23 protein-coding genes and 1 other annotated feature are annotated in these 22,486 nt (G+C 45.0%); of the genes, 13 read left to right on the forward strand and 10 right to left on the reverse strand.

From position 1 onward, the window contains the following. Window positions 1-3: 3 nt before the first annotated feature. The 7 genes from lgt to ABXS70_RS08975 all read left to right on the forward strand — a co-directional run bounded on the left by lgt (window position 4) and on the right by ABXS70_RS08975 (window position 7,471). Entirely contained in the window at window positions 4-795 is a 792-nt protein-coding gene (gene lgt, locus ABXS70_RS08945) for a prolipoprotein diacylglyceryl transferase (protein WP_366295351.1), read from the forward strand. 41 nt (window positions 796-836) lie between these two features. Then, complete coding sequence (locus ABXS70_RS08950) at window positions 837-2,333, forward strand: class I adenylate-forming enzyme family protein (protein ID WP_366295353.1); 1,497 nt, start codon at window positions 837-839, stop codon at window positions 2,331-2,333. A 29-nt stretch (window positions 2,334-2,362) separates the two neighbouring features. Next, window positions 2,363-3,010 (forward strand): isoprenylcysteine carboxylmethyltransferase family protein, encoded by a 648-nt coding sequence (locus ABXS70_RS08955; RefSeq protein WP_366295355.1) that lies wholly within the window; start codon window positions 2,363-2,365, stop codon window positions 3,008-3,010. A gap of 84 nt (window positions 3,011-3,094) precedes the next feature. Further along, entirely contained in the window at window positions 3,095-4,069 is a 975-nt protein-coding gene (locus tag ABXS70_RS08960) for an NAD(P)-dependent oxidoreductase (protein ID WP_366295356.1), read from the forward strand. Window positions 4,070-4,124: 55 nt separating this feature from the next. Then, the gene (locus ABXS70_RS08965; protein ID WP_366295358.1) at window positions 4,125-4,703 is read left to right on the forward strand and encodes a CDP-archaeol synthase; all 579 of its coding nucleotides are present in this window, start codon (window positions 4,125-4,127) and stop codon (window positions 4,701-4,703) included. Window positions 4,704-4,747: 44 nt separating this feature from the next. Beyond that, window positions 4,748-6,055 (forward strand): cytochrome P450, encoded by a 1,308-nt coding sequence (locus ABXS70_RS08970; RefSeq protein ID WP_342551514.1) that lies wholly within the window; start codon window positions 4,748-4,750, stop codon window positions 6,053-6,055. Between the two features lie 27 nt (window positions 6,056-6,082). Continuing rightward, window positions 6,083-7,471 (forward strand): MATE family efflux transporter, encoded by a 1,389-nt coding sequence (locus ABXS70_RS08975; RefSeq protein ID WP_366295360.1) that lies wholly within the window; start codon window positions 6,083-6,085, stop codon window positions 7,469-7,471. Window positions 7,472-7,661: 190 nt separating this feature from the next. Here the strand turns inward: ABXS70_RS08975 and ABXS70_RS08980 are convergent, their stop codons facing one another. The 4 genes from ABXS70_RS08980 to ABXS70_RS08995 form a co-directional block, all read right to left on the reverse strand. Then, window positions 7,662-8,408, reverse strand: coding sequence for an HAD family phosphatase (locus ABXS70_RS08980; RefSeq protein WP_366295362.1), 747 nt, complete (start codon window positions 8,406-8,408; stop codon window positions 7,662-7,664). Next, window positions 8,395-9,459, reverse strand: coding sequence for an alcohol dehydrogenase catalytic domain-containing protein (locus ABXS70_RS08985; protein ID WP_342551511.1), 1,065 nt, complete (start codon window positions 9,457-9,459; stop codon window positions 8,395-8,397). Before ABXS70_RS08985 ends, ABXS70_RS08980 begins: the two co-directional genes overlap by 14 nt. Window positions 9,460-9,564: 105 nt before the next feature. Further along, entirely contained in the window at window positions 9,565-10,803 is a 1,239-nt protein-coding gene (locus ABXS70_RS08990) for an aminotransferase class III-fold pyridoxal phosphate-dependent enzyme (RefSeq protein ID WP_366295364.1), read from the reverse strand. A 110-nt stretch (window positions 10,804-10,913) separates the two neighbouring features. After that, window positions 10,914-12,122 (reverse strand): MFS transporter, encoded by a 1,209-nt coding sequence (locus ABXS70_RS08995; RefSeq protein ID WP_366295366.1) that lies wholly within the window; start codon window positions 12,120-12,122, stop codon window positions 10,914-10,916. Between the two features lie 268 nt (window positions 12,123-12,390). Here ABXS70_RS08995 and ABXS70_RS09000 point away from each other — a divergent pair, with 268 nt between their 5' ends. Further along, entirely contained in the window at window positions 12,391-13,113 is a 723-nt protein-coding gene (locus tag ABXS70_RS09000) for a pseudouridine synthase (RefSeq protein ID WP_366295368.1), read from the forward strand. 139 nt (window positions 13,114-13,252) lie between these two features. On the opposite strand, the gene ABXS70_RS09005 is transcribed toward ABXS70_RS09000, so the two are convergent. Beyond that, entirely contained in the window at window positions 13,253-14,176 is a 924-nt protein-coding gene (locus ABXS70_RS09005; protein ID WP_342551507.1) for a DMT family transporter, read from the reverse strand. Further along, a complete protein-coding gene (locus ABXS70_RS09010; RefSeq protein WP_342551506.1) occupies window positions 14,173-15,024 on the reverse strand; it encodes an AraC family transcriptional regulator in 852 nt (283 codons plus the stop codon). Before ABXS70_RS09010 ends, ABXS70_RS09005 begins: the two co-directional genes overlap by 4 nt. A 201-nt stretch (window positions 15,025-15,225) precedes the next feature. Between ABXS70_RS09010 and ABXS70_RS09015 the strand changes: the two genes are divergently transcribed. The 5 genes from ABXS70_RS09015 to tyrS all read left to right on the forward strand — a co-directional run bounded on the left by ABXS70_RS09015 (window position 15,226) and on the right by tyrS (window position 20,007). After that, window positions 15,226-15,534 carry a Dabb family protein gene (locus ABXS70_RS09015; RefSeq protein WP_342551505.1) on the forward strand — a complete coding sequence of 103 codons (309 nt, stop codon included), beginning with the start codon at window positions 15,226-15,228 and terminating at the stop codon, window positions 15,532-15,534. Between the two features lie 157 nt (window positions 15,535-15,691). Next, the gene (locus ABXS70_RS09020) at window positions 15,692-17,161 is read left to right on the forward strand and encodes a protein adenylyltransferase SelO (RefSeq protein ID WP_366295370.1); all 1,470 of its coding nucleotides are present in this window, start codon (window positions 15,692-15,694) and stop codon (window positions 17,159-17,161) included. 318 nt (window positions 17,162-17,479) lie between these two features. Further along, entirely contained in the window at window positions 17,480-17,845 is a 366-nt protein-coding gene (locus ABXS70_RS09025) for an Imm63 family immunity protein (RefSeq protein ID WP_366295372.1), read from the forward strand. Further along, on the forward strand, window positions 17,845-18,294 hold the full coding sequence (locus ABXS70_RS09030) for a DUF4375 domain-containing protein (protein ID WP_366295374.1): 450 nt from the start codon (window positions 17,845-17,847) through the stop codon (window positions 18,292-18,294). Before ABXS70_RS09025 ends, ABXS70_RS09030 begins: the two co-directional genes overlap by 1 nt. An 89-nt stretch (window positions 18,295-18,383) precedes the next feature. Beyond that, window positions 18,384-18,627: a binding site (T-box leader), on the forward strand. Window positions 18,628-18,747: 120 nt separating this feature from the next. After that, a complete protein-coding gene (tyrS, locus tag ABXS70_RS09035; RefSeq protein WP_342556370.1) occupies window positions 18,748-20,007 on the forward strand; it encodes a tyrosine--tRNA ligase in 1,260 nt (419 codons plus the stop codon). Between the two features lie 231 nt (window positions 20,008-20,238). On the opposite strand, the gene ABXS70_RS09040 is transcribed toward tyrS, so the two are convergent. The 4 genes from ABXS70_RS09040 to ABXS70_RS09055 form a co-directional block, all read right to left on the reverse strand. Next, the gene (locus ABXS70_RS09040) at window positions 20,239-20,520 is read right to left on the reverse strand and encodes a YxcD family protein (RefSeq protein WP_090916857.1); all 282 of its coding nucleotides are present in this window, start codon (window positions 20,518-20,520) and stop codon (window positions 20,239-20,241) included. A gap of 5 nt (window positions 20,521-20,525) precedes the next feature. After that, window positions 20,526-21,026 carry a hypothetical protein gene (locus ABXS70_RS09045; RefSeq protein WP_342551501.1) on the reverse strand — a complete coding sequence of 167 codons (501 nt, stop codon included), beginning with the start codon at window positions 21,024-21,026 and terminating at the stop codon, window positions 20,526-20,528. 99 nt (window positions 21,027-21,125) lie between these two features. Continuing rightward, entirely contained in the window at window positions 21,126-21,692 is a 567-nt protein-coding gene (locus ABXS70_RS09050) for a PadR family transcriptional regulator (protein ID WP_342551500.1), read from the reverse strand. Between the two features lie 173 nt (window positions 21,693-21,865). Next, window positions 21,866-22,441 (reverse strand): carbonic anhydrase, encoded by a 576-nt coding sequence (locus tag ABXS70_RS09055; protein WP_342551499.1) that lies wholly within the window; start codon window positions 22,439-22,441, stop codon window positions 21,866-21,868. Between the last annotated feature and the right edge of the window lie 45 nt (window positions 22,442-22,486).

The following is a 22,486-nucleotide window of genomic DNA, read 5'->3' on the forward strand; positions in this document are numbered from 1 at the left end:
ACGATGAAAGTAATCTTATTCGAAATTGGCGGCTACAGCATTCATTCTTACGGAGTTATCGTTGCTTTGTCTGTCTTGCTAGCGTATGGCGCTGCCGTTTCTTTCACCAAGAATACGATCTATGAGGAACATATGGCAAATTCACTGTTTTATGCGCTTATCTCGGCTTTAATTGGGGCGCGCATTTGGCATGTGTTTTTCTTTCAATGGGATTATTACTCCAAGCATTGGCAAGAAATTCCGTTGATCTGGAACGGGGGTATCTCGATTATTGGAGCGATCATCGGCGGAGCAGTTGGGATCGCTCTCTATTCGAGTCGAAAGAAGCTTTCATTCTGGGGGTTTGTTGATCATCTTTCTCCAGCGTTGGTACTTGGACAAGCATTGGGGCGAATTGCCTGCTTTTTGAACGGGGATGCTTTTGGATCTCCAACGAATACTGGTTATGGAATTGTTTATCCAGAAGGTACGATGGCATACGGCCAATACGGTTCGCAGCCGCTCTGGCCAGCGGAGGTTTGGGAGGGGCAATGGGATTTGATCATTTTCACAATGCTGCTCATTGTCCGGCATTGGAAACTGCCGACTGGCGTTCGGTTTCTTTCGTACTGCTTCCTGTATGCATTTGGTAGATTTATGTTGGAATACTTACGAGGGGATTCACCGAGGTACGCATTGCAATGGACCGCAGGGCAATGGACCAGCATGATCATGGTGACAGGTTCGTTCTTATTAATCGGATATTTTTATTTCCTTTTCAGGTATAAACGAGGGGACTCAATCGGCACCGATTAGCCAGAGAGAATGAGACAATCGACAAGGAGTGAGGGTTGTAGATGATGTCCAAATTGCAGAGTGATTATAATTTCATTGAAAAGTTCAAATTCATGGCTGAGTCTTATCCGGATTTTACGGCTTATGAGGAAGAGGGAACGGATATTAAATACACTTATCGTGAATGCCTTCGGCAAATAGAAGTGTGGAAGGGATACTTTGCAGCGCTGGATATCAAATCGGGCGACAAAATTTTAATTTTTTTGGCGGAAGAAATTGAATTTATCTTTAGTTTTTATGCATTAGCTTCAACAGGGGTTATTTCTGCGTTTTATGACACAAAAGCGACAGATTATGAACTGAACCAAATCATGGAGCAATTCGATCCGGATGGAATTGTTACGTCGAGTAAACATTTTGCCCGCAGGGACCAATTACTTTATAATCCGGGCTTGCGATTTGTTATGACGACAGATTCTTTTGACGATATCCGTACTGATTCTATCTTTGAAAAAATAATTTTTTCCGATTTGCCCCGTTCTCCGATACCATTGGAAGCCCCGGAAAGAGATACAATAATTAGCTGTCATTTTACATATAAAGGATTCGGATATCCGCTTCAGGTACGTCATACCTATCATGAGTATGCTTTGTTTTTGGAGCAGGCTTGCACGATTTACCCGCAAGAACCAGGGTCTGTCAACTTAATTGGCCTCCCTTTCTATCCAATATACGGGATTTCAACGTCTGTTGTTTTCCCGTTATCCAACGGTTCCAAAATGCTCGTTTGTAAGGATCTGCCCAAAAAAAACATATTGAGTCTTCTGGCAAACAATGATGTTACTTTGGTGTGTTTGGTTCCGCTGTTGTTGAAAAAGCTGGCTAATGAAGCTGCATTGGATAATGAAGGACATAGAGACAAGCTGGACCCCAGGTTGGAAATAATCTCAGGCGGAAGTTATCTCAATGAAGGGCTTCAAAAAGCGATATATAAAAGCCTTGGCCTAAAGGTTTATCAGGGCTATGGTCTAACAGAAACCTTCCCCATTACGTTCAATCATAAAAAGAAAGTGTGTTTTGGCACCATTGGTTCCCCGATTAGTGAGTATACGACGATTTCGATTGTTAATTATGACGGGATGCCGCTCCCAACGGGCGAAGTAGGGGAGATCATGATTAAAGGGAAAACGATTGCGGAGGGTTATTACGGTAAAAAAGCGGAGACAGAGAATTTTTTTCAACAGGGAGGTATTTACACGGGGGATTTAGGTTATTTGGACCAGGATGGTTTCCTTCATTTTGTCGGCAGAAAATATCCGTTTACAAAGGTTACGTCTAAGATGGTCGATTTATTGGAAATTGAACAGGCAGTCACAAATTATAGTGGGGTCATTGAAGCGAGAGCCATCGTTCGGGAGAATGACAAGTTTGGGGAGCTTGTATATTTGTACGTCAAAGTGGAGCGGCAGAAACAAATCACAGAAAAAGACCTCAAAAGTCATTGCAGAACGTTTTTGTCAAGGCATAAAGTGCCTAGCAAAATCTACGTGGTAAATTAAAAATCATTGTGCGGGGGGTGAATGTACAGATGAAGATCAAAAGCTTCTCATCTGTGGTTCCATTAATCTTTACAATTACGGGCTATTTATTGGGCGGTTCATTTGTGGTGTACCTTTTTTGTAAGTTGAACACATTTGAGGAAAAAGTTATGTTTTTGGTAATGGTTTCCACGTATATTCTTTGGTCCGCCTGGGAGGTGAGAATTACGTTATCTGAGTTAAAGAAGGAGGATGAAAAGAAAGATAAAAGCACGCTGGAATTGGCGGGCATCATCAAAAATTTTATGCTTGTAGGTGCATTAGCTGCCTCATCATCTATTCATGCTGTCTCCTGGTGTGTGGGTTATGGCCTCATTTGCCTTGGTATTATTCTGAGAGCAGCTTCCATCAAGGCGATTGGCTCCGCCTATTCCCACAGGATTAGGGAGCTTGTAGGTAAACCAATAACAACAGGGCCTTATAAAATTATAAGGCATCCCTCTTATATGGGGACGCTTATCATTCATACTGGTCTAGTTGTCGTGTTGTTTAACACATTTTCACTGATTGGTCTCATTTTGTGGTATTTGAACGCGATATACCGAATCAGGGTAGAGGAAAAACAATTGTTCAAAAACAAATATTATGCAGCTTATGCCAAATCGACGGTCTACAGGTTAATCCCGGTAATTTGGTAAGCGATTTAGTCTAATTGGTTACTATTAAACGTTGTACGGGAGGTTTTTTGTATCGCAATATCATATGAAGAGTTTGCCGTCATCATGATCGGAGGAACCGGATTCGTAGGACGGAAAACGATAGAGCAACTAAACCGATCAAGTGGCGGAAAGCTGGAAATCCGAGCGCTTGTTAGGGACAAGACGAATTTGACTAAACTGCCAAATGTTACGCCGGTCATTGGCTCACTTCCAGATGTGCCGGACCAGTTGTTTACGAACAAGCCCAATATTGTAATCCACTTCGGCACAAAAAATAGGGATACGGACGGGAGCGGATTTGGGGAGATAAATGTCACTGGAACGCGTAATCTGATGTACGCTTTGCCTAAATCGACCGCAGGGGTTATTTACGGAAGTTCATTTTCCGTTTACGGACAAGGGAACTTATTAAATGCTAATGAGCTGACCATTACCAATCCTGAAACTCCGCTGGCTGTTTCGCGGGCCAAAGCGGAAACTATCATTTTAAATGAGATGGAGAAGCGTGGGAGAAGCGCCTTTGTTCTGCGTCCAAGATTTATCGTAGGTAAAGATGATGCTTATACGCTGCCAACTCTGATTAAAGCCTACAATCATCACTTAAATGTGGGTAGTGGTAGTCAATTATCCACTTATATTGAAGTTCATGATTACGCCAAGATCATTACAAGGCTCACGGATGTTTTATTTCAGAAGGCTGCTGAGGGGATTTATTTGCAAAGTCCTTTAAATATCGGCTATCGAAATCCTTTGCCCTTGAAGCAGCTTCACTCCGTTTTTCAAAAGGTGTTTGGTTACAAGCGTCAATTCTATGTCCCGGTTCCCAAGGGCTTACCCAGTTTGTTGAAGAAGAGCGGCCTAAAGATGATAGATAAAGCTGCGACGATACTGGAACTTGGTGCATTCTCTCATTCGGCAGATGTATCGCTGCTCGAAAAAATGATCGGCTCAGACATTATTCAGAAAGATCCGGAGGAAGTTATTTTGCAGCTTCTCTCCGCATCGGATTCAAATAGCTTTGAAGCTAAGCAAAGCTGAAACGATCCGACTTACATAAGTTTGTCGACTAAATTTCTTGTAAAGGAATGAGTCTATGTTAAGCATGCTGGCTACTTCGGTGCCTATTATTGTTGCGACCATACTAAATATGTTTTTCTTAAAAACTTCTCTGTTTCAGACCTTAAACAAGCCCATTGATAACCAGATTACATTAAAAGATGGGAATCGATTATTCGGAGCGAATAAAACCTGGAGAGGTTTCTGGGGTATGGTGTTTTTTAGTTCCATCTGTTGTATTGCTTGGGGAGGGCTTTCAAGCCAGATTCCCGCTTTGGAAAAGTACGTGCTGCTGTATTCGCACTACGAAAATAGTGTTTTGTATAATTTCCTAGTAGGTGTGCTTCTCGGGCTGGCTTACGGCATTTTCGAACTGCCGAATAGTTTTCTGAAAAGAAGAATCAATATACAGCCTGGCAAAAGCAAAAAGAGCTTGGGGGGAATTGGTTTTATTGTTTTGGATCAGGTTGATTCATTGTTCGGCTGTGTTCTAGTTGTTAGTTTAGTTCATCCAATGACATTGTTTTACTACATCTCTTTTGTTATTTTCGGAGGTTTTATTCATATTGTATTAAGTTCACTGCTTTATTTGATGAAATTACGCAGCAATTTCTGATGCTGTAGGTATTGGACAAATGTGGAGTAGAGGAGTTTTTATATATGACAACGCTTAAATCTTGGCTGCTTGGTGATTTGACTGCTTTCAGAGAAGACCGATTGAAATTTTTTACGAAATTTAGAGAACAGGGAGATATGGTTAAAGTACGCTTTGGCCCTGTTCAAAAAGGATATATTATGTATCATCCTAATTATATTCATGAGGTGTTGGTTACAAAACATGCAAGTTTTCATAAAGGAAGAGGGTTGGAGAAAGCGAAAATTCTGATCGGAGACGGCCTGCTTACCAGTGAGGGACAGATTCATCGGAAGCAGCGTAAGCTGATTCAACCCCATTTTACATCACAAAAACTAAAAGTTTATGCTGAGCAGATGGTTGAGGATACGACAGAACTTATTGAGGAGTGGAGGGATGGGGAAGAACGTTCGATAAGTGATGATATGATGAAACTGACTCTGAATGTCATTACGAAAACGATGTTCGGAACCCATATTCAGAATCGTCAAGAAAAAATCAGAGAGGCCTACGAACGTGTTATAGCAAGCACAAAGGCGCTCGTAAGGGTTCCTAAGATGCTGCCAACCTCCAAAAACAATGAGGTAAAGCAATCACTAAAACTACTGAATGATATTACTTTTTCCATAATAGATCAGAGAAAAAAGGAATCAGAGAACGACCGAAGCGACTTACTTTCTGTACTCCTCTCCGCGAAAGATGAAGAAGGACAAGGCATGTCCGATCAAGAGCTGCGCGATCAGGTGATGACCATCTTACTCGCTGGTCATGAAACCACGGCTCATACATTATCGTGGACTTGGTATCTGTTATCGCAGCATCCCGAGGTGGAGGAAAAGTTTTGGGCAGAGCTGGAAACCATCCTCGAAGGAAGAAAGCCAGTCTATGAGGATGTGCGAAAGCTTACCTATACAACGCAAATTATTCAGGAATCGATGCGGCTGTATCCTGTCGCATGGATTATCGTCCGCAAAACAGTTGAGGAAGTCGAAATAGCCAATCAACGCCTGTTCCCAGGTGATATCGTTTTTATGAGCCAGTATGCGGTGCATCGGGACCCCAGATATTTTGAAAACCCTGAAGAATTTACTCCGGAGCGATTTAGCGGCGATTTTCTTAAACGAATTCCTCAGTATGCTTATTTTCCGTTTGGCGGAGGGCCTCGGGTTTGTATCGGCAATCATTTTGCGATGATGGAAGCGGTTCTGATCCTTGCGACTATAGGACAGCGGTATCGTCTCCGAATGGTGGACGACACAATTCCCGTGCCTGAGCCGCTATTGACGATGCGTCCCAAGGATGGTATCAAAATGAAGGTCGAAAAGCGAAAATGATGATGCTTGTCCTAAAGGAGACTCCATATGCGTCCTACAGCGGTCCCAAATGATCAGCCGACCTTGCTGACGGAAGGTTCTATTTTTAAAAAGTTGTTCTTGTTCTCCATTCCAATCTTGTTAGGTAATGTTCTACAGTCTTTAAATGGTTCCATTAACTCGATTTTTATCGGTAAATTGCTTGGCGAACAAGCACTTGCAGCAGCATCGAATGGATTTATGATCATGTTTTTTCTCATTAGTGCTATTTTTGGGCTCGCAATGGCCTTTGTCATTCTGATGGGGCAGCATCTCGGTGCCCAGAGAGTTGATCAAGCCAAAAAAGTGGTCGGCACCAGTGTAACTTTCTTCTTCATCTTGTCACTTATAATTTCTCTATCTGGAATCTTCTTTACGCATTTAATTATGGACTGGATAAGCACCCCTACAGATATTTTAGAGATGGCCAATACGTATATGCGAATTATTTTCGCTGGTGTTCCATTCCTGTTCGGATTTAGTCTGGTTATGGCCATCTTACGCGGCTCCGGCAATTCTAAGACACCCGTCTACTACTTGTTAGTTTCCGTCGGAATGGATATTGTGATGAATCCGCTGCTCATTAAAGGAATAGGTCCATTCCCGGAGATGGGTATTGCTGGCTCGGCGACGGCAACCTTTCTAGCTCAAATGATTAGCTTTATCCTGCTTCTAATCCATCTGTACGTTAAAAAAAATTTTTTACGCATCACGAAAGACGATTTGCATTTGCTGCGTATGGACGTTAGCATTATCCGTTTTGCTTTATTAAAGGGGCTCCCCATGGGACTCAATATGGTCATTGTTTCTGCGAGCAATGTATTGCTAATCAAGCTGGTCAATACGTTTGGATCTGAGGCCGTTGCGGCATTTGCAGCGGCCAATCAGATTTCCAACTATGTACAATTGCCGGCTTTAGCTATCGGGGGAGCGGTGACCTTCATGGCTGCACAATGTATCGGTGCAGGAATGTGGGAGAGAATAACTCGTATCGCTTGGGCGGGGATTGTCTTCAATATCGTGATGACCGGTTTATTAGTTTTACTGCTGTATGGTTTTAATAGAGAAGCACTTGCCCTGTTTTTACCTTCTGAAGGGAAGGCTATTGAATTAGGAATGCAAATAAATGCTATAACTCTTTGGTCATTTATGATATATGGTATTTTTAGTGTTATAGTCGGCGTGGTTCGCTCTGCTGGAGCTACCCTGGTACCCATGATTATTTCCTTTATTTCGATGATCATCATCCGAAATCCACTTGCAGTCTATTTTGGCGAAAACTATGGGTTTGATTCGATATGGTTTTGTTTCCCGATCGGGTTTGCGGGCGCATCCGTCTTCATATTTATATATTATTGGAAGGGTAATTGGAAGGAATTAAATTTGAAACCGGATTGAACAGAACTTAAAAATTGGAAGTGCCAATGGATGTGGGTGGAGGTATCTTGAAATCCACTGACAAAAGGCAATGACGGAAAAACGAAAATGGGACAAGGCAGGATAAACTGCTGCTTTGTCCCGTTTAGACGTTTCGTTATTATAATCTTGAATGATGTGTATTTTTAAGGACAGTCTCGTTTGAAATGTGTTACTCAGAAGTTGTCTTGGAGAAACTCGGTAGAGCAGCACTTTCAAAGGGCAAATGATCTTTAAGCGTCCATAGCTCGTCATAACTGGAAATCTGCACATCGGCTTTGGACAGATTTTGATTCCCTGATCCGGGGTTGACGCAGCCGATACAGCGCATCCCTGCACTTTTGGATGCCTGAACGCCGTTCCGCGAATCTTCGATAACCAGACAATTCACCGGCGATACACCAATGAGTTCAGAGACAGCAAGAAAAATATCCGGTGCAGGTTTGCCATGAGCTACCTCCTCGCCAGTTATTCGCATTTCGAGGTATCGCCCAAGTCCGGTTTTATTCATAATAAGATCGATTAATGCCCGGGGGGAAGAAGAGGCAACGGCAATAGGGATGCGCTGCTCATGAAGCCATTGAACCCAACGTTCTACACCGGGCATGGCTGTAAGTCCCGGGTGGGCATGCATTGTCTCCATCACATGGTGCTGATGATACGCGAGAATCTCGTCCAGCGGAGTATGGAGCTGGTATTTGTCGATGACCTGCCGCCACATGGATTCAAGGGTGACACCGACAAAAGAATGATGATCTTCTATGGTCACGTCAGCGCCAAAATGATCAAATGAACTCCGCTCGATCTCGAAATAGATCGGTTCACTATCAATCAGAACACCATCCATATCAAAAATGACCGCCTGAATGGGATTCTCCTGCAGTGTACCTAGTTCGAATGTTTTTTCATGTGCCTTCATACGCCGATCCTCCTACACCCGATTGCAGCACAACCTTGATAGCATGAGAAGAGGGTTGTAAAGTTCGTCCCTGGATATCACAACCGAGCGTGCGAAAAGCTTCTTCGTAATCTTCCAGCGGGAAGGCATGTGTAATGATCTTTTTGGCGGGAATGATCTGTTCTTCAATCATATAATGTGCTGTGGCAAAGGTCCCAAGAGAATCAATGGAACCGATAATTTTGAGACTTCGATCCACTACTTCCTTGGGGTTAAAGGAGGTATTTCCATCCCGCAAACCAACGAGCATCAGATAGCCGCCGCTTGCGAGCTGGGATAATACCTGAGTGCCTACAACTCCCGTCGTGTCTACAATCATATCTACTTGTCCGGTTACAGGAGCCATGTCTGCAATGGCTTGTTCAAAAGTAGAATGCACCTGCCAACGATCGGGAGCGATGGAGCCCGCAATCGCCAGACGTTCTGCGGAGATGTCGACAAGACTTCCGGTTACACCTTTGGAAGCAAGCGCACAGCTGTACAAAATGCCGATTGGCCCGGCCCCGATAATAATCGTTCTGAAATTCGGAAGCAGGTTAATCTGGTTAATGCCTGTCAGCATGCAGCTTAACGGCTCGGTTAACGTTGCTTCTTCATAACTTACATGATCTTTTAATTTGTATAAAAAACGATCTTCTGTCACGTAATAATCCGTGAACGTACCATCTGCACTTACCCCTGTTTCCGTAACGGATTTATGAGTGCAGTGATTTTGTCTGCCGGTTCTGCACATATCGCATTGGCCGCAGTAATACGTAGGATCAATTACAACACGGTCCCCTGGCTGCAGGGTGGTGACGGCTGTTCCAACAGCAATAACCTCGCCTGCTGACTCATGACCGAGAATAACAGAAGGGACAGCATGATATTTTCCGCTGACGATGCCCAGGTCCGTCCCGCATACCCCGGTTGCTTTTATGCGAACAAGTACTTGGTTGTCTCTGGTAATTTCAGGCGCAGGTCGTTCCTCCAGTGCGACATCCCATGCCGATTTATATACTAATGCAAGCATGATAAAACCTCCTTATTGGTGTGTAGATACTGCTCGTTCTTTGTAGTCACTGCTCGTTTGCTTTGTAAACCCAGTTCGTATGCCTGATATATTTGCTCTCCATATTTAATGAACGCTGGCCAGCACGGAATCCAATCGGTCCACAATCTCGACAAGTTCATCCTCCGTCGTAGTCAGGGAAGGACGGACTTTAACTACATTGCCAAAACCGTACCGGGAACTGCGCAGGATCAGATGCTGGTCTGTAAAAGCGCGGTCAATGATCGCATTGGTTTTCGGCGTATCCGGTTCATTCTGGTCCCCTACAATTTCGAGTCCCCACATAAGTCCAACACCGCGAGCTTCACCAATGATTGGATACTTCAAAGCCAGCTCCTGCAGCAGTCCTCCAAGCAGCAGCCCCTTCCGTTTTACCGCATCCAGAAAACCAGGTTCAGATACAACCTCCAGCGTAGATTTGGCAGCGGTGACCGAGATCATATTGCTCCCGGAGGTGAAAGAATGCTCATGTTTTTCCAGCACATTCAACCTTGATTGCATCAGCACAGCAGCTGTGGGCACGCCAATACCGCCAAGACCTTTGGCTAGCGTAATAATGTCAGGACGGATATCGAACAGTTCGCTGGCGAACATCATACCTGTTCGTCCAATACCCGTCTGGACTTCATCGGCGATAAGAAGCATGCTGTGCTCATCACATAGTTTTCGAATACGTTTGAAATATCCTGGTGGTGGGACGATGTTGCCACCATTTCCGAGAATGGGTTCAATAATCATACAGGCAATCGAACCGGAGCTGCTGTATTCAATCGCATCCGAAATTGCCTCAACACATTGATATCCGCATTCGCCGCTTTCGCTTCTGAAGGGACAGCGGTAACAATACGGAGCGGGCACATGGACTGCATTTGCAGCTGAAGAGTTAGGGAAACGTTTGCGTCTGAAGGCATTGCCCGAAATGCCGGTTGCAAACTGGGTCTGTCCATGGTGAGAAAGGTACAGGCTGATAATGTCTGATGCACCTGTATACTTTTGGGCTATTTTTGCAGCACATTCATTGGCTGTGGACCCGGTAATATCCCGCATCCATCCGGCATCAATATCATTTGGAGCATATTCAATCAAGTGATCCAGCACTTCATTGACGTAAGGTTCGGTGAAGGAGGAGGACATATGCGTAAGATTGCCGACTTGTTCCTGAATTTTACGGACTACATGCGGGTGATTATAACCCAGTGACAGATTAAACGTGCCCGAGACGCCGTCGAGGTATTCCACACCTGAATCGTCAATCAACTTAATCCCTTTTCCGACTGTGAAGCGGCTATTGGTTAAAGTTTGCATGCGATTTCCTCCAATATAGTGGTGTACAAGCTGAGTGAACAATACGAATCCATTCCGGATGGTGCGGGACATCCCCCCTTTCAAGACATGAGGTCTGTGAGCCGAACAGGTCAGACCTCTTTGGTATGCTGCGTGAAGGCAGCGCCCAAACTGTTATTTCGAATGTTCCATAGATGAGACAGCATTAACGTAAGCAGTAATAGCAGGCAGAACCCCGCCAAAATGATGATGGTGCCGGCGACTGGCCAAGCACTCATGCTCCATCCTGTAAGGTACTGCAGCACTGCACCACCGATCCCGCCGGCTGCAATGAGGATACTGGTTGTCTTTTCCGTCATGCCGGGAATCAGTACATTCGCATACACCAGAGCGATGCAGAATAGTCCAGACATAAAGAGTCCAGTGCCAAATATCAGCACATACGTTACCCATTGGCCGGATACAAATATCATAGAGACGGTAAACAGCAGTGTGCCGACGGTGCTCCAGATCAGGAAAGGCATGTAGTGAACTGCCTCTGCAATTTTGCCTGAGAACAGCCGTCCAACAATCATGGCAATCCACAGAATCGAGACACTCAGGGATGCGACAGATTCGTTTAGTTCCAGACGTTCCACCAGAATGGAAGGCAGGAAATTCATTAATCCAAGCTCCAGTCCCATATAAACAAAGAAGAAGACAATAAAGATGGTGAGCAGCCCCAGATGTTTTTTGGAATAGCTGGCTCTGTTTGTTCCTCGGGCAGTCGTATTTTCTCCGGCCTGCTCCAGGTATTGTGCAGCAGCTTGAGGCATGGTGACCCATAGAAGTATAAGGATCAGGGAGGAGACGGCCACCGCAAAAAACGTCAAGTGCCACTGGTCCAGCCAGATGAACAGAGCGGCCGCCGCGGGAATGAGAAGAGCACCCAGCGCGAAGAACACATCCAGTTTGGACATCGCAACTGCCTTCTGATTTTCGGTGAATTCAATGGTGAAGGCACCTACGGAAGGTTCAATAATACCTGAGCCGAACCCCACAATAATGGTCAACAGCAACACAATGCTCCAGGAGGGTAACCATCCGAGCAGCAGATAAGCGGCAGTAATGCAGACCAAAGCCAGTGCGAGCATCCACTTTCGACCCATTCTGACTGTCAAAGAAGGAGACACCATTACACCGACAAGAAACCCGAGAAACTGCAAAAACAGCAAAAATCCTCCGTCACTGTAGCCGCGTTCGTAATAAGGCAGTAAAACAGGCAGAAGCGCGCCCAATACAACACTCGTGATGCCGATTAACAGATAGAAACCGCAGCTCAAAGCGAATATTCGTCTCAATGGATCTGCCTCCCTGAATGGATATAAATTTTATAAATTGAAATAAATGTTTATTTTATATATCACTTATACCATAATTCTGGAAATGTACAAGCTTTTTATTGTAAAATTATGTTAAAGTTTGGCGAAGGGAGCGTTTATGTTAACCATGCTTTCTTGATCCAGGTTTTATGTTTGAAATGTACCTTATTACTTTATTGCGTCATCCTCTAATCCATGAGAAGATGAAGTCCAGTATTCAATATCGATAAGAAGCGAGCGATGCAAGATGTTAATCAATAAATACATAAGCGAGACAGGGTACTGCTCCCGAAGGGAAACGACTCGGCGGATCGCGGCGGGAAGAATTACAATTAACGGCAGGGTATGTGTAAAGGGAGATATGGTCGAACCGGGAGACGTTGTGCTCATGGACGGCGAGAAGATTCCGCAGCGTCATCCAGAGATGGTATACATCGTTCTGAACAAACCTGCTGGCATTACCTGCACTGCCGCTGCGCATGTTGAGGGAAACATTATTCAGTATGTGAATTATCCTGCTCGAATTTTTGCAGTCGGCCGTCTGGATAAAGCATCCGAGGGGTTAATTTTACTTACGAATAACGGAGACATCGTGAACAAAATGATGCGTTCGGAGCACCATCATGAGAAAGAATATGTCGTCACGGTGGACAAGCCGATTACCGATGCTTTTGTACAATCCATGTCGCAAGGTGTGGGAATCCTTAACGTGGTGACTAAACCGTGTGAAGTATACAGGCAAAGCGAGAATGTCTTTCGAATTGTTTTGACGCAGGGGCTTAATTTGCAAATACGCCGAATGTGTAAAGCATTGGGGTACAGAGTATTGAAGCTCGAGCGCATTCGAATTATGAACATTACACTGGATGAGCGGTTGAAAAGGGGTGAATGGAGACATTTGGAGCAGCAGGAACTGGAGCTTCTTATGTCTCAATTGGATCATCCTGAAACAGGAACAGGTGATGCGTGAGAACCTGCATTTCAGGCTCTGTACAGGGAAAAACAAAAAATACAGAAAACAAACACGACTCCTTTCGGTGAAGATCGTGTTGTTTCTGTACATACGCTTAAACGTAAGTTTATTATGAAATTAGTTATGCTTTCCGACATCATTTTGCCAAAGGAATTTTATGTTCTTTCTGCATCACGGTTCTCTCCGAAATATATGATCCATACAGCGTAAGGGATGCGCCCAAAATACTAATCCATGTCATCTGTTCATGAAGAATAAGGGCAGATGATATAACGGTGATCACAGGTACGAGATAAATATAGACACTTGTGCGGATTGCTCCCAGCAGCTTTACCGCTTGATTCCAGGTTACAAAACATAGGGCAGACGCACCCACACCTAGAAAGAGAAGATTAGATATATTCGTGATTTGTGTGAACCTCGCTGCGTTTAATTCAAATTCAAACATAACGAGGGCTGGCAGCATGAAGAGCAGTCCATATAAAAATACTTTACGCGATGCTCCTATAACATGGTAGTTTCGTGTACCAATTTTACGCATAAGCACAGAATATACAGCCCACACTGCCGGAGCGATAAAGGCAAGCAGGTCGCCTAAAGGATTAAGCTGCAGCATATAACTTCCGTTAAGGGTAATCAGGATAATACCACACATCGCAATGCCAAACCCGATTAGAAAGCGGCGGGTTAGCTTTTCTCCATCAAGAAAAAAGTGGGCAAGTACAGCAGTGAAAAAGGGTGCAGCCGATACAATGATTCCTGCGTTGGAAGCTGTCGTATACACCAAGGCGAAATTTTCGATAAGAAAATATAAAGCCACCCCGCATAGACCCGCACCCATAAATAATACTTCATCTCGAAAGGATCTAACGCGCTGCGGACGTGGATAGATGATCCACAGGACCAGATAACCGATTAGGAAACGAAGCAGCAAAATTTCGACAGGGGTAAAGTGCTGCAGCAGCACTTTCGTTGAGACAAAAGTCGTTCCCCAGACCACAATGGTTAACAAGGCAAGCAGGTGTCCGGCTGCATTGCTCTGATGACGTATCGAAGTCATACATCGTTCTCCTGCAAGCGTATGGGTTCTGAAGCGTGATTAAAAATTCGTCGATATTGTTTGGGTGTGAGACCAATCAGCTTTTTGAAGAAGTTAGTAAAATGACTTTGGTCACTAAAGCCTGTATGTGCGGCCACCTCAATGGGCATTAACCCCTGTTCGAGCAGGCGTTTGGCGTGATTGATCCGGATTGTTTCGAGATAACGGTAAGGAGTTATCCCTTTTTGACGTGTAAACAGGCGAAGCAGATGATATTTGCTAATCCCTGAAAGTGCGGATAGTTCGTTCAAGCTGATGTTTTCCGTGTAATGAGTATCCATATATTCGCACAGCTGCCGAATTTCTAACGTGACATCCTGCCCAGCTTCAGGCAGCTCCACAGCAGCGTAATCTTTGAGTAATTGCTCCAGCAGCAGCAGAAGCATTTCTTCTTTGCAGAAATCAGACTGTTCTTCCAGAATGATCTGGTGCAGCTCGTGGAGCGAGGAAACAAGTTCACTTTGGCATACAACGTGGGTGGAGAACCTTGGCAAATAGGAATGTCCGGTAATCTCACGCACATACTCCTGCATAATTTCAGCTTCAATATTGATACAGCGGTAATCCAGTATACTTCCGTCTATCTGCTCACAGGCATGGGGGTCTTTGGGATTGAAAATGATGATGTCTCCGCTGTTTAATGTGTATTCCTCACTGCTGCAGACCAAATGGCGTTTCCCTTCTTCAATAAAGCCAATCACGTAATAGTCGTGAAAATGATTGGGGAATTTCTGCATAATGCCTTCGAATTGGTATGCCTCCACCTGCAAATCAGAATCATAAACGACAGTTCGCACTTCGCGACTCATGATGCACCCTCTTTCTAGTTTGTTGAAGTGATTATAATGTCGTCGAAAGCTGATTTCTTGAACGATATTGCTTATTATATCGGAGCGACAAATCGAGAACATCTATTTGAGTTCAGTTTAGGTTTAATTTAAAATAAGATAGGTGGAGCTAAAAATGAAAGATTTTCCTCCAATGCTTACTAATAAGGGAGCTGGGATGCTGTGTTTGAACATCTGGTTATTTTCAAGTTTAACGATAAAATCACACCTGCCAAGCAGCAGGAGTTTGTATCTCAGCTGCTCGCATTGCAGGGTCAAATTCCAGGGATTGTTGAGCTGACAGCTGGAGTGAATGTGACGGAGGAGACCGATCGCATTCAAGGATTTACGCTTGGGTTACGAGTGACTTTTGAAGACCGGGAGGCGCTTCGTGCGTATGGGCCGCATCCAGCACATCAAGCGTTTGTATCTTCTCTGGATGGTTGGATCGAGAATGTGATTGTAACGGATTATGAAGTCCCTGCTAAATGAAAAATCAAGTGAAAAACTCGCTTTAACATTCGGATGATCCCATCAAATATATTTTGCCTTGGAAATTCCATGCGACTACATAAATGAGCATGGGTTCACAAAAGCTACACGAAGATGAACAGAGGTTATCCTTTGTCAGGAGAAAGGAGCGTGACCCATGGAAGAGAGCAATTCCAGTGCAGGCTGGAACCTTGAACACAGCTATGCGGCACTGCCCGAAACATTTTATACAAGCCAAAATGCAGTACCTGTCCAGTCTCCGGACTGGATTATTTTTAATACAGCTCTGGCCGCCAGCCTCGGGTTGAATGCTGATGTACTGCATAGTCCCGAAGGCGCAGCTATTTTTGCCGGAAACAGCCTGCCGGATGGAGCGAGCCCCCTTGCTCAAGCTTATGCAGGTCATCAATTCGGCAATTTTAATATGCTTGGTGATGGACGTGCCCTGCTGCTGGGTGAACAAATTACGCCACAAGGACAGCGAGTGGATATTCAGTTAAAAGGCTCCGGTCGGACACCTTACTCGCGGGGAGGGGATGGTCGTGCTGCCGTTGGACCCATGCTGCGGGAGTATATCATTAGCGAAGCGATGCATGGTCTCGGTATTCCCACGACACGAAGTTTGGCTGTTGTTTCTACAGGGGAGAACATCTATCGCGAAACAGCACGCCCAGGGGCTGTTCTTACACGAGTGGCGTCCAGTCATATCCGAGTGGCTACTTTTCAATATGCGGCCCGCTGGGGGTCGATTGCGGATTTACGTGCGTTAGCAGACTATACACTGCATCGTCATTTTCCGCAGGTGGAGGATAACGAACAGCGTTATTTGACCCTGCTGCAGGAAGTGATCCAACGACAGGCAGCATTAGTTGCGAAATGGCAGCGGGTAGGTTTTATTCACGGGGTCATGAATACGGATAATATGGCGATTAGCGGGGAAACGATTGATTATGGACCGTGTGCCTTTATGGACACATATCATCCAGCCACCGTGTTTAGTTCAATTGACAGAGAGGGCCGTTATGCATACGGAAATCAACCGTATATTGCAGGTTGGAATCTGGCGCGTTTCGCCGAAACACTGCTGCCGCTTCTTCATGAGGATGAGGAGCAGGCTGTCCAAATAGCTCAAGATGCCATTGCGCAGTTCTCGGAGCTGTATCATTATCACTGGTTAACGGGAATGCGGGCGAAATTGGGACTATTTACGGAAGAATCCGAAGATGAAATGCTGATTAAGGATCTGTTAGACCTGATGGAAAAGCATCGTGCAGATTACACGAATACATTTGTAAGTCTGACACTGAACAAACTGGAAACGTCCACTCTTAACGACCAGTCCGATTTTAGGGAGTGGCACTCGCGTTGGCAGGCCAGATTAGGCAGACAGCCCGAATCCGCCAATGAAGTGATGCAGCAGATGAAACAAAATAATCCAGCGGTTATTCCGCGAAATGATAAGGTAGAAGAAGTGCTGAAACGGGCAGAAGCGGATGGAGACTACAGTCTGATTCAACCTTTATTGGCTGTTCTGCAGCATCCCTATGCGTATACACTTGAACAGGAAGCGTACGGAGCCATGCCCGTGTCCTGTGATCCCTCGTATAAGACGTTCTGCGGGACCTGAATTAATCTGTGGACATGAACGGAAAGAGATGAAAGAGCTGCCGGGTGGCAGCTTTTTCATTAAGGTGGCAGCGGGAAGCAGGGGAACCTTGAGATCTATGGGGAGCACAAGAAAAACATTGCGGTCAGGCGTAAAGCTTCAGGCACTGATGGGAGCTCGGAGTAGAAAAATATCATTATGTATACGTAGTATTTTTGTAGAAAGAAGGCGGCCCCCATATCCCCAAAATTAAGTATGCAGCAATTAGTCAATCAGCTCCTTGAACTTTTATCTCGGACTTCTTTTTCAAAAGAACAGATACAGCATTATGTAAACCGATTGGATGAGTCATTTAAATGGGAAGGCGTACCTTATGTCGAGATCGGAGATGAGCATTACATCGTAACGATCTATGAACGCGGTGTACCTTCTTTGATTAAAAAATTGAATCAGATTGAAGAGGTGCTGTACTGGCTGCTGGCAGATATCATTTTCACAGCGGTACATGTCGAACTGCTCAATAAGTATGGTGTCGATAACGTGCATACGCATCTCGATTATTCAAGTGAAGAAGTAAAGCAGGAGATGGAAGAGAATGTAAAGGCGGCCTTTCAAATGATTGGAGATCCATATTGGACCTGGCATCAAAAGGGTAAACGGCAGGAATTGGAGAGCTATCAACCCAAGAAAGGGAAATCTTGGTAATGAGTGAACGGGATATTGAAGATGTATGGTATGATTATGCATTAACGTTTGTGGAGAAAAAGAACACCTCTGAACAAGGATGGGCTGCGCTTTCCCGGACTGAACAAGAAATTGCAGCGTTGTGGCTGTTTGAGGCGGATGTTTATAATGGCGGTTTTATACAATTTTTTTGCAACTGGGGAGAAAGGGTGTATACAACGGCCTGCGGCGCACTTCAAGCTATTGGCGCCAAGCAGGTGCTGGATAATATCAAGGAGCAGTATGCCTGTATTGCGCATCTCGCTGATGATGACAGGCTGACTGCACTTTGGGACATTCCGCGATATCTAGAGGCAGCTCAAGAAGAGCGTCTGGACGAGTTGGATCAGCAGCTCTGGAACAACGAGGATCAGGTTGCGGAGAAGGCTTACGCTTATTATCGCGAACAGCTTCCTATTGATCCCAAATGAACGAATCTCTGGTACAGAAACACTTCTACTGCAATACTTGCGCTTGCAATGCCTATAACGTTCCGCTATACTGGCTATAATTAAATACATGAAATACGTTGATAGAGCGCAGTAGCGGCTTTGTCCCTGTTACAGAAAGTCAGGGGTGGATGGAACCTGATACATACAAGGGCTGCGAATTACACTCTGGAGTACTTGGGTAATGCCAAGCGGAAGGGCAAACGATAACTTGCTGAGAGTGGTATGGAGCACTTGTACTGGACTGTATAAGCGTTCAGAAAGAGTTGTCCATACAAATTGGGTGGTACCACGGTTATTCTAATCGTCCCTTTGTCTGTAAAGACAAGGCGGCGATTTTTTTGTGTCCCAAAAACCAGCGGTATTGTAATTCAAAGCGAACGTAGGTCATGACTCAATTTTTATCATAGAAAAGGGGTTATTGTAATGAATGGAATGAACATTATTGAAGAACTGCAGTGGCGCGATGCCATTAATCAGCAAACAGATGCGGAAGGACTGCGTGAACTGACGGAGACAAAAGCCATTTCTCTGTACTGCGGCGTAGACCCTACAGGGGACAGTATGCATATCGGACACTTGATTCCGTTTATGATGCTGAAACGTTTCCAGCTGGCCGGTCACCGTCCGGTGATCCTTATTGGCGGTGCAACAGGTACGATCGGTGATCCGAGCGGTCGTCAGTCCGAGCGTTCTCTCCAGACACTGGAACAGGTACAGGCCAATGTGGATGCGCTGACTGCACAAATGAAAAAGCTGTTTGTAACCGAAGGGGACAATCAGGTTCGTATGGTGAATAACTACGACTGGACACATAAAATTAATGTGATCGAGTTCCTGCGTGATTACGGGAAAAACTTCAACCTGAATACGATGCTGGCCAAAGATGTTGTAGCAAGCCGTCTTGAAGGCGGAATTTCATTCACCGAATTTTCCTATCAGATTCTGCAATCTCTGGATTACCTGCACCTGTTCCAAAACGAGGATGTGCAGCTGCAGATTGGCGGTTCTGACCAGTGGGGCAACATTACAAGCGGTCTGGATCTGATTCGCAAAAAAGAAGGAGCCGAGGCGAAAGCTTACGGATTGACGATTCCGCTGATGCTGAAGTCTGACGGTACGAAGTTTGGTAAAACAGCTGGCGGTGCAATATGGCTTGATCCAAACAAAACGACACCATTTGAATTCTACCAGTTTTGGGCAAACACCGATGACCGGGATGTCATTAAATACTTGAAATACTTTACCTTCCTGAGCAAAGAGGAAATTGAAGCTTTGGCTGCGAAGGTGGAGACAGAGCCGCATAAACGTGAAGCGCAGAAAGCACTGGCCGAGGAAATGACCAAATTTGTTCATGGTGAAGAGATGCTGGAGCAGGCGAAGCGGATTACCGCAGCATTGTTCAGCGGAGACATCCGTTCACTTACGGCAGATGAGATTGAGCAGGGCTTCAAGGAAATGCCAACATTCGAAACAGACGGCGAAGCTAAAAATATTGTTGACTGGCTGGTGGATCTTGGCCTGGAGCCTTCCAAACGTCAAGCCCGTGAGGATGTTACCAAAGGAGCAATCTCTATGAATGGTGAAAAGATTACGGAGCTTGAATTTACGGTGTCGGCTGAGCACGCCATTGGCGGCAAATTCATCATTATCCGCAAAGGTAAAAAGAACTACAGCCTGGTTAAATTGAAATAAACCGCCAGGGTACAATATGCTGCTGCCGCAGACAACGGTGATGACGTAACAGTTTGCCATACATTACCATAGAGAACGGTAATATACGATTATACAATTACTGTTGACAGTGCTGCTGGCTTTGCTATACACAGTGTATATGCAAAGCCAGCAGCGATGTATATCCTATAAAAATGGCCTCCTTTGCTGATTAACAAAGGAGGCCATTTTTATATGTTTTAATACTGTATTTTAATGCTGATTAACGATGGCTGTGATCTCTTCATCCAGATCCAAAGTTACATCTTCACGATATGCGCGGATATTGTATTCACTGTGCAGGTAGCGAAGAATCGCTTCAATCATATTGGATTCCACCAAGAACTGACTGCGGCCCTGAATCCAAACTTCTGCGGAATAACCGGTATCTTCTTCCCAGCTCAGCTCTACATTAACATCTGTAGGACGTACACCTTTACGCTCTGCCATGTGAATGCAGATGGCATTCACAATTTCATCCATACTCAGAACCATAAATCTTAGTACCGTCCGTTTCTGTTACGATCATCGTCACGATCATCACGGCGGTCATAACGACCATCCGCTGCAGGTTTGCGGCGATTCGTGATTGCTCTGAACAGTGCCATAGCCAGCATAACAATCAGCATAATTGCTGCCACGTTTACGAGCAGCCCGAGAATGTTACCCAGTGCTCCCATACCGCCAAACAGTCCGCCGAACAGCATACCAGCCAGACCACCCAGCATCATACCTTTCATGAATCCACCACCGCCGCCGAAGAATCCGCCACGGTTGTTGGCAGCTGCGCCAGTATTGGAATTGTTACGGGAATTGGACTGACTTACATTGCTGTCTGATTTCTTAGGGGTGTTGGTATAACTTTTCGTTCCAGATTTGAAACCGCCGCCGCCCCGTCTTGCATCAGCGCTGTCCGGATTCGTAACGCCAACCGCTGCAAAGAGCAGTGTGAATGCCATGAAAACCATCATCAGATGTTTAATTCCAAATTTTTTCTTCATTGTATAGATCGTAACCCCCTGATTAAATTTGTTTGATTCCCCAAAATGGGCCTTACTCAAGTAATACGGTCAACCTGCTGTGACGTTTCAAAATTTAAATTAAATTTCTGAAATACTTGGACTCGGGTCCTGAATCGCCGCCTGACCATCCAACAGCTGGGTCACCCAATTACACCATTCCAGACCTGTTTGGGCGTTCATTAACCCTTTCTGCACTAGAATGTAGCTTCCGAATTCACGACTGCCGACACGAAGATTGTCCTGAGGTATACGTGATTTCAAGTCTTCGAAATAGCGTATACGTTCCATAAACCAACTTTTACGTTCGTTCAGAATACGTCTCATGCTGCCATCTTCAGCGATCCCTACACAGAGAATGCGAAGATTGAATTCATCACGCGTAACGGGTGCAGTGACAGGAGTAATCATCCACTCCAGCAACTTCTGAATACCTTTGTCCGTAACTGCATACATTTTTTTGTCCGGTTTGTCAGACTGTTGTACCCAGCGGGAGGCGAGTAACTCATCGTTTTCCATCTTGGACAGGAGCGGGTAGATCTGGCTGTGTTTGGCCTGCCAATGCGGCTGAATCTTCAGCATAAGATCATAACCGGAAGACTCCTCGCGGGTAAGCAGCCCGAGCAATCCGTAGGAAAGTATGTTCATGCACATGTCTCCTTAATATTAGGGCTGGGTCTACGAAAACAAGTATATTACTTTCGTTGACCGCTTTCATAAAAGTGTACACTGAAACTGTATGGTTTGACAACCTGACAGGATAACTGCCTTAATTTAGACAAAAAAAAGTGCGAACCATGAAGGTCCGCACTCCAAACCAATTAGAGAGATGCCTGTTGTCCATACCCGTCAGCGACGAGATCAAGTTCGCCTGTGGCAGAGTCGATCACCATGCCGTGAACAGGTACATTGGGAGGAAGTAATGGATGCTTCTTGATGACTTCCACAGTTCCTTTTACCCCTTCTTGTACACTGTCAAACCCGCGCAGCCATTTTTGCAAACGAATGCCGGAGTTCTCCAGTGTGGACATGACTTCTTCGGAAATTCCGCGTTCTACCATGTGACCAATCATCGTTTCAGCATGCAGCGAGGCCATACCGCACTCTGTATGACCGACAACCAGCACCTCGTCTGCGCCCAATTCATAGATAGCAACCAGCACAGAACGCATAACACTACCAAAAGGCTGGGAGATAATCGCGCCTGCGTTTTTGATGATTTTTACATCACCATTTTTCAGATTCATCGCTTTGGGCAGCATCTCCACGAGACGGGTATCCATACAAGTGATGATCACCATCTTTTTCGTTGGAAACTTGCTAGCCGTATACTTCTCGTATTCTTTAGTCTCGACAAATGATTTGTTGTAAGCCAAAATCTCTTGAATGTTGTTCATGTCCATTGCCTCCTGTTATCCAATACGACGAGCACGGCCACTTGC

Origin of the sequence: Paenibacillus sp. AN1007 (assembly GCF_040702995.1) — a bacterium.
Classification (GTDB): Bacteria; Bacillota; Bacilli; order Paenibacillales; family Paenibacillaceae; genus Paenibacillus.